Annotated in this window: 16 protein-coding genes; 10 read left to right on the top strand and 6 right to left on the bottom strand. The window is 34.9% G+C overall.

Annotated elements, in window-relative coordinates; all coding sequences use genetic code 11:
• The first annotated feature begins 127 nt into the window (after positions 1 to 127).
• Positions 128 to 1,300, top strand: a complete 1,173-nt coding sequence (locus ACJJVJ_RS02105; protein WP_104514935.1) for a proline dehydrogenase family protein — start codon at positions 128 to 130, stop codon at positions 1,298 to 1,300.
• Between the two features lie 11 nt (positions 1,301 to 1,311).
• On the opposite strand, the gene ACJJVJ_RS02100 is transcribed toward ACJJVJ_RS02105, so the two are convergent.
• The 6 genes from ACJJVJ_RS02100 to ACJJVJ_RS02075 all read right to left on the bottom strand — a co-directional run bounded on the left by ACJJVJ_RS02100 (position 1,312) and on the right by ACJJVJ_RS02075 (position 5,759).
• Positions 1,312 to 1,686, bottom strand: coding sequence for a hypothetical protein (locus ACJJVJ_RS02100; RefSeq protein WP_104514934.1), 375 nt, complete (start codon positions 1,684 to 1,686; stop codon positions 1,312 to 1,314).
• 7 nt (positions 1,687 to 1,693) lie between these two features.
• A complete protein-coding gene (locus ACJJVJ_RS02095) occupies positions 1,694 to 2,893 on the bottom strand; it encodes an alanine dehydrogenase (protein WP_104514933.1) in 1,200 nt (399 codons plus the stop codon).
• Between the two features lie 16 nt (positions 2,894 to 2,909).
• Positions 2,910 to 3,401 carry a hypothetical protein gene (locus tag ACJJVJ_RS02090; RefSeq protein WP_405368635.1) on the bottom strand — a complete coding sequence of 164 codons (492 nt, stop codon included), beginning with the start codon at positions 3,399 to 3,401 and terminating at the stop codon, positions 2,910 to 2,912.
• A 72-nt stretch (positions 3,402 to 3,473) separates the two neighbouring features.
• Positions 3,474 to 3,635 (bottom strand): hypothetical protein, encoded by a 162-nt coding sequence (locus ACJJVJ_RS02085; protein ID WP_405368633.1) that lies wholly within the window; start codon positions 3,633 to 3,635, stop codon positions 3,474 to 3,476.
• A 168-nt stretch (positions 3,636 to 3,803) separates the two neighbouring features.
• Positions 3,804 to 4,202: a tRNA (adenosine(37)-N6)-threonylcarbamoyltransferase complex ATPase subunit type 1 TsaE gene (gene tsaE / locus ACJJVJ_RS02080; RefSeq protein WP_405368631.1), complete on the bottom strand. Its 399-nt coding sequence runs from the start codon at positions 4,200 to 4,202 to the stop codon at positions 3,804 to 3,806.
• A gap of 6 nt (positions 4,203 to 4,208) precedes the next feature.
• Positions 4,209 to 5,759 (bottom strand): response regulator, encoded by a 1,551-nt coding sequence (locus ACJJVJ_RS02075; protein ID WP_405368630.1) that lies wholly within the window; start codon positions 5,757 to 5,759, stop codon positions 4,209 to 4,211.
• 32 nt (positions 5,760 to 5,791) lie between these two features.
• On the opposite strand from ACJJVJ_RS02075, the gene ACJJVJ_RS02070 reads away from it, so the two are divergent.
• The 9 genes from ACJJVJ_RS02070 (at position 5,792) to fabG (ending at position 13,850) form a co-directional block, all read left to right on the top strand.
• On the top strand, positions 5,792 to 7,018 hold the full coding sequence (locus tag ACJJVJ_RS02070) for an HD domain-containing protein (protein WP_104514929.1): 1,227 nt from the start codon (positions 5,792 to 5,794) through the stop codon (positions 7,016 to 7,018).
• 23 nt (positions 7,019 to 7,041) lie between these two features.
• Positions 7,042 to 8,055, top strand: a complete 1,014-nt coding sequence (gene lpxD, locus ACJJVJ_RS02065) for a UDP-3-O-(3-hydroxymyristoyl)glucosamine N-acyltransferase (RefSeq protein ID WP_405368628.1) — start codon at positions 7,042 to 7,044, stop codon at positions 8,053 to 8,055.
• An 8-nt stretch (positions 8,056 to 8,063) separates the two neighbouring features.
• Complete coding sequence (locus ACJJVJ_RS02060) at positions 8,064 to 9,464, top strand: bifunctional UDP-3-O-[3-hydroxymyristoyl] N-acetylglucosamine deacetylase/3-hydroxyacyl-ACP dehydratase (RefSeq protein WP_104514927.1); 1,401 nt, start codon at positions 8,064 to 8,066, stop codon at positions 9,462 to 9,464.
• Positions 9,464 to 10,249: an acyl-ACP--UDP-N-acetylglucosamine O-acyltransferase gene (lpxA, locus tag ACJJVJ_RS02055; protein ID WP_104514926.1), complete on the top strand. Its 786-nt coding sequence runs from the start codon at positions 9,464 to 9,466 to the stop codon at positions 10,247 to 10,249. Before ACJJVJ_RS02060 ends, lpxA begins: the two co-directional genes overlap by 1 nt.
• A 3-nt stretch (positions 10,250 to 10,252) precedes the next feature.
• On the top strand, positions 10,253 to 10,819 hold the full coding sequence (efp, locus tag ACJJVJ_RS02050; protein WP_405368626.1) for an elongation factor P: 567 nt from the start codon (positions 10,253 to 10,255) through the stop codon (positions 10,817 to 10,819).
• Positions 10,820 to 11,746, top strand: a complete 927-nt coding sequence (locus ACJJVJ_RS02045) for an LpxD N-terminal domain-containing protein (RefSeq protein WP_405368624.1) — start codon at positions 10,820 to 10,822, stop codon at positions 11,744 to 11,746.
• The gene (locus ACJJVJ_RS02040; RefSeq protein WP_104514923.1) at positions 11,747 to 12,115 is read left to right on the top strand and encodes a nuclear transport factor 2 family protein; all 369 of its coding nucleotides are present in this window, start codon (positions 11,747 to 11,749) and stop codon (positions 12,113 to 12,115) included.
• Between the two features lie 37 nt (positions 12,116 to 12,152).
• Positions 12,153 to 13,025: a succinate--CoA ligase subunit alpha gene (gene sucD / locus ACJJVJ_RS02035; protein ID WP_104514922.1), complete on the top strand. Its 873-nt coding sequence runs from the start codon at positions 12,153 to 12,155 to the stop codon at positions 13,023 to 13,025.
• 78 nt (positions 13,026 to 13,103) lie between these two features.
• A complete protein-coding gene (gene fabG / locus ACJJVJ_RS02030; protein WP_104514921.1) occupies positions 13,104 to 13,850 on the top strand; it encodes a 3-oxoacyl-[acyl-carrier-protein] reductase in 747 nt (248 codons plus the stop codon).
• Positions 13,851 to 13,857 lie beyond the last annotated feature (7 nt).

Genomic DNA, 13,857 nt, shown 5'->3' with positions numbered 1-13,857 from the left:
GTGATATTGTGGTGATTCCGCTTTCGCGAAAGCGAAATATAAATAATTATTTAATCTCTTTACTAAGAATTATCAAAAGTACCATCTATATGATTAACTAAATCGATTTCGGAATTATATTTGCCACATGAATGAAAATCCTTTTAACAATACGGCAAATGCCTTTTCTTTAAAATCTGATAAAGATCTAAAGAAAGCACATTTTATATTCAGTTCTATGTCAAAACCCTGGTTAGTGAATTTGGGTTCTAAGGCCACCATGCTTGCCTTAAAATGGCACTTACCTGTAAAAGGTATTATACGAGATACTGTTTTTCAACAATTTTGCGGTGGTACGACAGACGAAGAGTGTATGCCTTTAGTTGGTAAAATGTTTGAAAAAGGGGTGAGTTCAATTCTAGATTATTCTGTAGAAGGAAAAGAGAACGAGGCCGATTTTGACGCAGTGGTAGGGAAGAAGCTTACCTTAATTCATATGGCTAGTGAGAATAATGCCTTACCCTTTGAAGTAGTAAAGCCTACTGGAATAGGACGTTTTTACATATGGCAAAAAATAACAGAGAATCAAGTACTAACTCCAGATGAACAAGCCGAGTGGGAGCGCATATATAACCGAGTAGATTTATTGTGTAAAACAGCGGTGGATAATGATATTTCTTTACTTTTTGACGGTGAAGAAACATGGATGCAGGATGCAGCAGATGAGTTGATCGGTGAGATGATGCAAAAATATAACCATGGTAAAGCTTATATCTATAATACAGTGCAGTGTTACCGTCATGATAGATTAGAGTATATTATGGAGCTTTATGAACATGCAAAGGCTCATAATTACATAGTAGGGGCAAAAATAGTACGTGGTGCTTATATGGAAAAAGAACGTCATAGAGCTGCTCAGGAAAACTATCCTAGTCCTATTTGTGAAAGTAAAGAAGCAACTGACGAGATGTTTAATAACGTGATGCATTTTATTCTAGATAGACTAGATGTTATTAAATTATGCATAGGTACTCATAATGAGCTGAGTACTTTAAACGCTATGAAGGTGCTCACAGAGAACGAAATTGAACCTAATACTACAGATGTGTGGTTCGGTCAGTTATACGGTATGAGTGATAACTTAACCTTTAATCTTGCGGCTTTGGGTCATAATACGTTTAAGATATTGCCATTCGGTCCTATAGAAGATGTGATGCCTTACTTAATAAGAAGAGCACAAGAAAACACCTCTGTAGCAGGGCAGACTGGTAGAGAGCTTACTTTAATAAAACAAGAAATGAAAAGAAGAGGAATTTCTTAGTCTTAATTCATTTACTGACTAAGAACTTTTTCTACTCTTACAAATCGTTCACAATTTCTAACCCATAAACTAGTGTTTGCTAGTTCTTCTCTACCAGAGATGTGGTAGAAATTACAGGGTATGGTATCGGTATTTGATTTAGAAAAATCTACTTTACCATATTTTAAAATTAGTTGAATGGTAAGTGTATCTAGTTTACGATCGGTTAACATTGTGCGTATTTCTGGAGAGAATCTTATGGCATTCTTTTTACGTATGTCGTTGATAACACGATCTTCTGGTAACCAGGTACATTGTGTGCGTTTTCCTGTTAGAAAAAAGAGTAAGAATACTATTCCTATAGCAAAACCACCACCGTAAAATCCAAGTCTTTGTATAAATTTCATACTTCGTTTAAAAGATCAACAAATTTACGTCGCTATATGGCAAATTATACCATTCACCTACAGATTTATTAGTTACAATACCGTGATATAGATAAATACCACATTTAAGACCTTTATCCATACGTATGGCATGCTCTATACCGCCATCGTCTGCCATGTTGAGTATATACGGTGTGAATATGTTACTTAACGCAATGCTGGCTGTTTTTGAGTATCTAGCGGGAATATTAGGAACACAGTAATGAGTAACGCCTAATTTGTTAAAGGTAGGTTGTGCATGACTAGTAATTTCACTGGTCTCAAAACAACCTCCCATATCTATACTTACATCTATAATTATGGCACCTTTTTTCATGTTTTCTACCATAGGTTGGGATACGACCACTGGTGTTCTATTCTCGCCGCTTAATGCTCCTATGGCAACATCGCAACGTCTTAACGCTTTAGAAAGATACTTAGGCTGTATAGTAGATGTGTAAAGCTGCTGGCTTATATTATTTTGTACGTTACGTAACTTAGATATAGAATTATCAAATAATTTTACACTAGCGCCTAATCCTAAGGCAGTTCTAGCAGCAAATTCTCCTACTACACCAGCACCCAGTATTACGACGTCTACGGGCGGTACACCTGTAATATTGCCAAAGAGATGACCTGTACTATTTTCTCCTGTAGATAAAAGCTCTGACGCTAGAAGAATCGAGGCGATACCAGATATTTCACTTAATGCATTAACTGCAGTAAATCTGCCTTCATCATCTGTTATAAATTCATAGGCTAGAGCTGTTATCTTCTTTTCAGCTAGTTTATTAAAGTAATTTTGATCGCGTGTTTTTAATTGTAAAGCAGATATTAAAACCGTTTGCGGTTTCATTAATTTTATCTCTTCTAGAGATGGAGGTGCTACCTTTAAAATAGTAGGGCAGGAGAATACTTTTGCGGTATCTGTAGTGATTTTTGCTCCGGCGTTGCTATAATCTTTGTCAGAGAAATTACTAGCAGTTCCAGCTCCTTTTTCTATGATAATACGATGTCCATGTGCACAAATAGCGGCAACGGCATCAGGAGTTAAGCATATTCTTTTTTCTTGATGTTGCGTTTCCTTCGGTATACCTATAAACAACTCCTTTTTAGTACGCTTAATTTCAAGACGTTCTTCCTGCGGTATGAGTTGGTCCTTAGTAAAAGGTGTAGAGATAGTAGGCATGAGAATAAATTATTTATTATTTGAACCAGCGATCACTAGGTTTTTTGACACTTTCTTCTATTTCACTTATATCGATACCATGTATTTTATCGAATATTTTTAAACGTGCTAAATATGTCAAGGACAGAGAAAAAATAACAACTGGGACTACAAAGTAAAGTTCTCCAGAGTCTATATAATTATTTGAAAAATCTAAAAGACTATAAATTTGGAACACGTATAAGCTAATAGGTATTAATATAGTATGATACCACCAGTGTTTACAAGTTAAAAACCAAAGAAGTAATAATACTAAAGGTACTAGTTTTTGAAAAAATGTCCATGATGCCATTAATCTATTACCATCAAATGATTTTGATAATGCTTTAAAGAAACTTAAATCCCATAACCAGTCTGGTAGAGCCTCATAATAGTAGAAAGCATAAGGTAAAATAGCCATACTTATCGCTACCATACTACCTACAGCAATGCTACCTTTACCTCTTTGAAATGTTTTCTTTATGGACATAAATGTGTTAAATTTAAAAAGCTCACTGCAAGTAAATGTAGTGAGCTTTATACTTATGATCCAAATTAAATTTTATCCGTGCTTAGGAACTTTAAATTTGGCCATGTAACTTCTTTCGATTTTTTTCGATTTAGTTTCTTTAGTTGATTCTGGTTGAAACTGTACAGCTGCACCAGCTAGAGAAACACTGAAAATTGCTAATAATGCTAACGCTTTGATTGACTTGTTGTTCATAATGTAGGGTTTAAGTAAATAAGTGACAGCAATTTACAAACGATATCCAAAAAGGTAATAGCTTTTTTTTGTTTTTTCGTTCAATCACTTTTTTATTCTATCTAACACCTATTTTAGATGAAAGGGGTAGTTAATTACTTACGAAAGTTACATTGTTTTAACAGTTTTTTAATCAATAAAAGTGATTTCTCTAGTCTCAGGGTCTAATATATTTATTTTTACCTTCTGATAATCAGATAATAATGAAATCGATATTTCTGGCCATTCGATCAGACAAAATGCATCATTTTCTAGATAATCTTCAAAACCGATATCAAACAATTGATTAGTATTTTCTATTCGATATAAATCAAAATGATAAATTTTATTTTCTCTTCCAGAGTGCTGATTAACGATACTAAAGGTCGGAGAGGTGATTTCTCCCTCTACACCTAGCTCTCGACAAACGGATTTTATCAATGTAGTTTTACCTGCTCCCATAGGTGCGTCAAATAAAATTACTTTTGATTTTGATCTTTTTAAAATCTCTCGTGCGATACGATCTATTTCTTCTAATTTATATTTCATTTTCTTCTATCTAGGTTCATAAACAGCAAACGGTATCAACATCTCTTCTAGTGAAACACCACCATGCTGATAAGTGTTTCTATAATAACTTACATAATGGTTATAGTTATTAGGATAGGCAAAGAATAAATCACCTTTAGCAAAAATGAAACTGCTGCTCATATTTATTTTAGGTAGCTTGATAGAGCTAGGGTCTGTTGCGGCTAGTACGTCTTTTGATTCATAGGATAAACTACGACCTGTTTTATACCTTAAATTCAAACTTGTATTCTTATCACCTATAACTTTGCTAGGTGAAGTTACATTAATAGTACCGTGGTCGGTAGTAAGAATAAGTTTAAAACCTAATTCTTGTCCTCTTTGTATAATATCTAGTAGGGGAGAGTTTTTAAACCAGCTCAATGTTAATGAGCGGTAACTCTTATCATTACTTGCTAACTCTTTAATTACTTCCATCTCTGTTTTAGAATGAGATAGCATGTCTACAAAATTATAAACGACCACAGTTAGGTCGTTGTCTTTTTGAGACTTAAAGTTATCTGCTAGTTTGCGACCATTGTTTTCATTAGTTATTTTGTGGTATTGGTGCTTAATGTTTAAGCCTAGTCTTTTTAATTGTGCGATAAGAAAAGCGTTCTCATGCATGTTTTTTCCGCCATCATCTGTATCGTCTAGCCATAAGTCTGGATGACGTTTTTTCATGTCTTCTGGCATTAATCCAGAAAAAATAGCATTTCTAGCATATTGAGTAGCGGTAGGTAGAATAGAGCAGTAGGCTTCCTCTTCCAGTTTTTTGTAATGGTTATTAATTAAATTTTCAAAAACCTTAAATTGATCGTACCTCAGGTTATCCACTACTACCAGTAAAACCGGCTCTTTTTCTTTAAGATGTGGAACAACTCTCTTTTTAAACAAATCATGACTCAAGGTAGGGTTACTCTCATGACCATCAAACCAGTCTGGATAGTTCTTATCAATAAATTTACAGAACTGCTGATTTGCCTCGTTCTTCTGAGCAGTTAGTATGTCGAACATTCCAGAATCATCTACATCTTCCAGTTCTATTTCCCAATAAATTAATCTTTGATACAATTGTACCCATTCTTCATAACTATTAATCATGGACATGTTCATAGCTATCTTACGGAATTCTCTCTGGTAGTCGCTGGTTGTTTTATCGTTAACCAGTCTAGAATGATCTAGATTCTTCTTAACGGCAAGTAATATTTGATTAGGGTTTACAGGCTTAATCAAATAATCTGCAATTTTAGAACCTATTGCTTCTTCCATGATATATTCTTCTTCACTTTTAGTGATCATGATGACAGGAAGTTGCGCTTGCTTCTCTTTTATTTCATGTAAAGTCTCCAATCCAGTAAGACCAGGCATATTTTCATCTAGAAAAATTAAATCATATCTATTTTCTTCTATCGCTTCTAACGCTTCAGTACCACTGACTCTTGTGTCTATAGTATATCCTTTTTTCTCTAAAAATATTATATGAGGTTTGAGTAAATCAACTTCATCGTCTACCCATAGTATTTTGATCTCTGCCATATTATTATATTTGTGTTTAAATAGCTGTTCCTTTGAAACTACAGAACAAACTTAAAATATTAAACGATCCTATTTACGGATTTATTTCGATTCCTTCAGAAGAGATCTTTAAAATAGTAGAGCATCCCTACTTTCAGCGCTTGCGCAGGATAACACAAATGGGGTTAAGTTACTTGGTTTACCCAGGTGCGCACCATACTAGATTTCATCATGCACTGGGCTGTATGCATCTTATGCAAAAAGCAGTACAAGTACTTAGATCTAAGTCTGTTGAGATATCAGATGCAGAGGAAGACGCGCTCTATAAAGCCATTTTATTGCATGACATAGGACATGGGCCATTTTCTCACGCACTAGAATATCAAATAGTTAATGGTGTCACTCATGAAGAATTGTCGTCCTATTTCATGAATCATTTGAATAATGAATTTAACGGTAGTTTAACTCTTGCTATTCAAATATTTAAGGGAGAATATCATCGTCCTTTTATGTTAGAATTAATTTCTAGTCAGCTAGACATGGATAGGCTAGACTATCTCAAAAGGGATAGTTTTTATACAGGTGTTGCCGAGGGTAATATAAATAGCCAGCGATTAATAACCATGTTAAACGTTGTGAATGACCAGTTAGTGGTAGAAGAAAAGGGACTTTATAGTGTAGAGAACTTTTTATCAGGACGTAGATTAATGTACTGGCAGGTGTATCTTCACAAGACAGGTATAGGAGCAGAGCATTTATTACAATCTGTTATTAAACGTATCAAAGAGTTGATTGAAAAGAATATACCGGTAGAGCTGCCTAAAAATCTAGAATACTTCATTAAAACGGATCAGGTAGATTTTGTAAATAATACAAATGATCTAGAAAGATTTGCTTCACTCGACGATTCTGATATTATTGCAACATTGAAATTGGGTAAAGATCATGAAGATTTTGTTCTTAGTGAACTTTGTCATATGATTTTAAACAGACAATTGTTAAAAATTAAATTCAGTAATAAGCCTATTTCAGAAAACAAGGTTGCTAAACATCTTAAAAACCTGATGTCCTATCGCAATCTTTCTGCGCATGAAGCGTCTTATTTTGTTTTCTCTGGTGTTGTTGTTAATCTCGCTTACGCGAAAGCGAAACCTATTCAAATATTAAATAAAAAAGGAAAATTGACAGAATTAATCAAGGCTGGTAAAGAAGATAGCTTTAAAGCATTACTTAAAGAAGTAAGAAAATATTACTGTTGCTATCCTAAGCTACAAGATTGATATAAATTAGTACTTTTGCGGTAATGAAATTTAACATTAAACAAATAGCCGAAATCCTTGAAGGAACTATTGAAGGTGATTCAAGTGTAGAGGTCAGTAAACTGTCCAAAATAGAAGAAGGTACCACTGGTAGTTTGAGCTTTTTATCAAATGCAAAGTATACACCTTACTTATATACGACAGAAGCGAGTGCAGTAATAGTTAATAAAGACTTTATTGTAGAGCAACCTGTATCATGTTCTTTGATAAGGGTGGAGGACTCCTATAATGCATTTTCAAAACTTTTAGAGTTTTACCAAATGGCCAAAATGAATAAACAAGGCATTGAACAACCTAGTTTTATTGATGAAACGGCAACTTATGGTGATGGCTTGTATCTTGCGGCTTTTAGTTACGTAGGCGCAAATGTCAAAATCGGTGATAATGTAAAGATATTTTCTAACGTTAATATAGGTAGCAGCGTGACTATAGGTGATAATTCTATTATCCATGCAGGTGCAAACATTATGTCTGACACAGTAATGGGTAAGAATGTGGTGATAAATTCAGGTTGCGTTATAGGCGCAGATGGTTTTGGTTTCGCACCTAATAAAGATGGTACTTTTAAAAAAGTACCTCAAATAGGGAATGTTGTTTTAGAAGATAACGTAGACGTGGGTGCTCTTACTACTATAGATAGAGCTACTTTAGGAAGTACTATTATAAAAGCAGGTGTAAAGCTGGATAATCAAATTCAGGTAGCGCACAATGTAGAGATAGGTGAGAATACAGTGATCGCAGCACAAACCGGTATAGCAGGTTCTACTAAAATAGGTAAGAATTGTAAAATAGGTGGTCAGGTAGGTATAGCTGGACACATAGTTATAGAAGACTTTGTAAATATACAGGCGCAAAGCGGTATAGGCAGAAGATTAAAAGAAGGAGAGACCGTACAAGGTTCGCCAGCATTTGATTTTGGTGACTGGAATAGGTCTTACGTTTTATTTAAGAATTTTAGAAAAATAGAATCAAGAATTTCAACTCTTGAAAAAAAATAATAGCATAAATGACGGTAACAGAATTTAAGCAGACCACGATTAAAAATGAAGTGACCTTATCTGGTGTAGGATTACACACAGGTAAAGAAGTAACGTTAGTTTTTAAGGCAGCCCCAGAGAATCATGGTTATGCATTTCAACGTGTAGATCTAGAAGGAAGTCCCATTATTGAAGCATCTGCAGCATACGTGACAGATACTAAAAGAGGTACTACACTAGATAAAAGAGGTGTGCAAATAAACACTTGTGAACATGTACTGGCGGCATTAGTAGGTCTAGAAATAGATAACTGTTTAATAGAGATAGACAGTAGTGAACCACCTATTATGGATGGTTCTTCAAAATTCTTTATTGAAGCTCTAGAAAAAGCAGGTAAAATTGAACAAGAGCAATTTAGAGAAGAATATGTAATCAAAGACATCATCTCTTATAAAGATGAAGAGACTGGGAGCGAGATCATGATCATGCCTTCAGACTCTTACCAGATTACAGCTATGGTTGATTTTGGTACTAAAGTATTAGGTACTCAAAATGCGACTCTAAACAAAATTTCAGATTTTAAAGAAGAAATCTCTAGTTCTAGAACATTTAGTTTTCTTCATGAAATAGAAATGCTTTTAGAACATGGTCTTATAAAAGGTGGCGATCTTAACAATGCTATCGTTTATGTAGATAAAGAACTTTCTGAAAAAACTACAGAGAGCCTTAAAAAAGCATTTAATAAAGATAACATTACCATTAGACCTAATGGAATTCTAGATAACCTAGAACTGCATCATCCTAATGAAGCGGCACGTCATAAATTACTTGATGTGATAGGTGATCTTGCTCTTACCGGTTATAGAATTAGAGGTAAGGTAATAGCTACTAAACCTGGACATTTTGTGAATACTCAATTTGCCAAAAAGTTAGCTAAAATCATTAAAAAAGATATTAAAGATAACGTGCCACAAGTGGATATCAATCAAGAACCACTTATGGATGTTGTAAAAATAATGGAGGTTTTACCACATAGACCACCATTTCTTTTAATCGATAAGATTTTTGAACTATCGGACAGTCATGTTGTAGGTTTAAAAAATGTAACGATGAATGAGCCATTCTTCGTAGGACACTTTCCAGGACAACCAGTTATGCCAGGTGTTCTTATAGTAGAAGCAATGGCACAAACTGGTGGTATTTTAGTTTTAAGTACCGTACCAGATCCAGAGAACTATCTAACTTTCTTTATGAAAATGGATAATGTTAAGTTTAAAAGAAAAGTATCTCCTGGTGATACACTTATATTTAAATGTGATTTAATATCTCCTATAAGAAGAGGTATTTGTCACATGCAAGCTTATGCTTATGCAAATGGTATTCTTTGTGCCGAGGCTGAGTTGATGGCACAAATTTCAAAAGTTAAATAATGAATCAACCACTAGCATACGTACATCCAGGCGCTAAAATCGCCAAAAATGTAGTCATAGAGCCTTTTACTACCATTCATAACGATGTAGTTATAGGTGAAGGCACATGGATAGGATCAAACGTGACCATAATGGAAGGTGCTCGTATTGGGAAAAATGTAAGTATTTTTCCTGGTGCCGTAATAAGTGCCATCCCTCAGGACAAGAAGTTTGAAGATGAAGATACAGTAACAATAATAGGAGATAACACTACTATTAGAGAGTGTGTTACTATTAATAGAGGTACTTCAGATAGAATGAAAACCGTAATCGGTAAGAATTGTTGGATTATGGCATATTGCCATATTGCTCATGATTGTATCGTAGGTGATAACTGTATATTTTCTAACAACAGTACTCTAGCAGGACATATTACTGTAGGAGACTATGTTGTATTAGCAGGTATGGCAGCAGTGCAACAATTCTGTCAGATAGGTAGTCATGCCTTTGTAACAGGTGGTTCTTTGGTACGTAAAGATGTACCACCATTTGTAAAAGCAGGTCGTGAACCTTTAAGTTATGTGGGTATCAATTCTGTAGGATTGCGTAGAAGAGGGTTTGACCTTGAAAAAATACGCGAAATTCAAGATATTTACAGAATTTTATATCAAAAAAATTATAACGTCTCCCAAGGTGTAGAAATCATTGAGGCAGAGATGAGCGCAACTCCAGAGCGTGATGAAATATTAGAATTTATTAAAAACACAAAGCGAGGTATCATGAGAGGATACATCAGCAAACAATAAGATATGGCAAGTACAAGCGACATTAGAAAGGGATTATGTATTCATTATAATCACGATATTTATAAAATAGTAGAGTTTCTTCATGTAAAACCTGGAAAAGGACCTGCTTTTGTAAGAACAAAATTAAAATCTATCACCACAGGTAAGGTTATAGATAATACTTTTTCTGCAGGACACAAGATTGAAGATATACGTGTAGAAACACAAGCTTTTCAATTTCTTTATCAAGATCAAGAAGGATATCACTTCATGAATACAGAGACTTATGAGCAAATACAGCTTCAAGAATCTGTACTAGATGCGCCTGGTTTACTTAAAGAAGGTGAGGTTGTTAAAATTCAAATCAATACAGAAGATGATTCTCCATTATCTGTAGACATGCCTCAATATGTAGTGTTGGAGGTAACAGCTACAGAGCCTGGTTTAAAAGGTAACACAGCTACTAATGCATCAAAACCTGCAACAGTAGAAACTGGAGCAGAGGTTATGGTACCACTTTTTATCAACGAAGGTGACATCATTAGAATTGATACTGAAAAAGGGAACTATCACGAAAGAATGAAAAAATAAGTGAAGTTCACTAAAACATATCCGCTTTCTGAAATTGCTACAATCATCGATTGTAAATACGTCGGTGATGCTTCATTTCCTGTTCAAGGTATGAATGAAATTCACGTGGTTACAGCTGGTGATATTGTTTTTGTGGATCACCCTAAATACTATGATAAGGCGCTAGAAAGTGCGGCTACCATAGTATTAATTAACAAAGAAGTAGACTGCCCAGACGGTAAGGCTTTACTTATTTCTGACGATCCGTTTAGAGATTTTAATAAGTTAACACAATATTTTGCTCCTTTTTCGGCTTTCGCGAAAGCGGAATCCAATCCACCTATTATAGGAGAAGGAACGATTGTGCAGCCTAATGCCTTTTTAGGTAACGATGTTGTAGTAGGTAAAAACTGTATCATACACAGTAATGTGTCGATAAATGATAGATGTATTATAGGAGATAATGTTATTATACATTCTGGAACAGTTTTAGGAGCAGATGCTTTCTATTACAAACGTAGACCAGAAGGTTATGATAAACTACTAAGTAATGGACGCGTGGTCATAGATGATCATGTAGAAATAGGTGGTTTATGTACTATAGATCGTGGTGTCAGTGGTGATACTACTATAGGTTATGGAAGTAAAATCGATAACCAAGTACATATAGGTCATGATACCACATTAGGTAAGCATGTTCTAGTAGCCAGTCAGACCGGTATTTCTGGTTGTGTGGTGATAGAAGATGAAGTCAAAATATGGGGTCAGGTAGGTATACGTAGTGACATACGATTAGGCAAAGGATGCGAGATAATGGCACAAAGTGGTGTCTCAAAAGATGTTCAACCAGGTGATGTACTTTTCGGCTCACCAGCTTCAAATGCTAAAGTAAAGTTTAGAGAGCTGGCTGCTATAAGAATGTTACCTAACTTTATCAAAAATAAATAGATGTCAGCAGCAGCTAAGAAAATAGTAAAAGGCTTTTTAGATTCAGATGTTTTTGTAGATCCCAAAGAATTTGGCGAATTCATACATCCAGATTTTATCATGCACTGGCACGCCAGTTCTGGATATAGAGAATTTGATTATAAAGATTATCTAAGACTTACAGAAGCAGTATCTTCTTCTTATGTAAGTACAAGATCTGAGGTGTCACATTTGTTAAGTGAAAAGGACGAAGTAGTGGCTCGATTTACAGTGTTCGTAAAAACACTAGAAAATCCTCAAGAAGAAATACCAGTAGGCTATTTTATCTCTATCTTTAGGCTTTCAGAAAATAAAATCATAGAAGTATACCAGACTAGTCATACTAGTTAATAAAATATAAATAGAAACTCAACTTAAATATATATAAATGAGCGTTTTAGTAAACAAAGATTCTAAAATAATAGTACAAGGTTTCACTGGTAGTGAAGGTACATTCCACGCAGGTCAGATGATCGACTATGGAACGAATGTAGTAGGTGGTGTTACTCCAGGTAAAGGAGGACAAGAACATTTAGGAAAACCAGTTTTTAACACCGTACAAGAAGCTGTTGAGAAAGCAGGAGCAGATGTAACAATCATCTTTGTACCGCCAGCTTTTGCAGCTGATGCTATTAAAGAAGCTGCTGATGCAGGAATTAAAGTAATTATTACAATTACTGAAGGTATTCCAGTAGCAGATATGGTTAAAGCTGCAGATTATATTAAAGATAAAAATTGTCGTTTAGTAGGTCCTAACTGTCCAGGTGTAATTACTCCAGGTGAAGCAAAAGTAGGTATCATGCCAGGTTTTGTATTCAAAAAAGGAAAAGTAGGTATCGTTTCTAAATCAGGTACACTTACTTATGAAGCATCTGACCAGGTTGTAAAACAAGGTTATGGTATTTCTACTGCTATAGGTATAGGTGGTGACCCAATCATAGGTACTACGACTAAAGAAGCTGTAGAGCTTTTCATGAATGACCCAGAAACTGAAGCTATCGTTATGATAGGTGAAATAGGTGGACAGTTAGAAGCTGATGCTGCAAAATGGATCAAAGAAACTGGTAACAAAAAACCTGTTATAGGTTTTATTGCTGGTGAAACTGCTCCTGCAGGTCGTACTATGGGACACGCTGGTGCTATAGTAGGTGGTTCTGAAGATACTGCTCAAGCTAAAAAAGCTATTATGAAAGAATGTGGAATCCACGTAGTAGATTCTCCAGCTGAAATAGGTAAAAAAGTTGCTGAAGTTTTAGCATAAATTTTATTGAGCCAGAATAATTATTATTCATTTCGTGGATAATAATTATTTTGGCTTTTTATATTAAACCAACTACTTATGAAATTATTAGAAGGTAAAAACGTAATCATTACCGGTGCCAGTCGTGGTATAGGTAAAGGGATTGCACAAGTATTTGCACAACATGGCGCAAATATAGCTTTCACATATGCCAGTTCTGAAGGTCCAGCTCTAGAATTAGAAAAAGAACTTACTGCTGCTGGTGTAAAGGCAAAAGCGTACAAAAGTAACGCTGCCGATTTTACACAATCTCAAGAATTAGTAGATGCTGTTAGTAAAGATTTTGATAGTATAGATGTACTTATCAATAACGCAGGTATCACTAAGGATAATTTATTAATGAGAATTAGTGAAGACGACTTTGATAAAGTGATAGAAGTAAATCTTAAGTCTGTTTTTAACATGACTAAAGCTGTACAACGTACCATGTTAAAGCAACGTAAAGGTAGCATTATTAACATGAGTAGTGTAGTAGGTGTCAAAGGTAATGCTGGACAGACTAACTATGCTGCCAGTAAAGCTGGTATCATAGGTTTTAGTAAATCTGTAGCACTAGAATTAGGTTCTCGTAATATACGTTGTAACTCGATAGCCCCAGGATTTATAGAAACTGAAATGACTGGTGCTCTTAATGAAGAAACAGTACAAAGCTGGAGAGATGCCATTCCACTTAAACGTGGTGGTACTCCAGAAGACGTTGCAAACGCTTGTGTTTTTCTAGCTAGTGATTTATCTGCATACGTTACAGGTCAGACACTTAACGTGGATGGCGGAATGCTAACATAATAAAAGA

This window comes from Nonlabens sp. Asnod2-A12 (genome assembly GCF_045063745.1).
Classification (GTDB): domain Bacteria; phylum Bacteroidota; class Bacteroidia; order Flavobacteriales; family Flavobacteriaceae; genus Nonlabens; species Nonlabens xylanidelens.
Note: the sequence above shows the minus strand (reverse complement) of the source record. Positions and strands in the feature narration are given on the sequence as shown.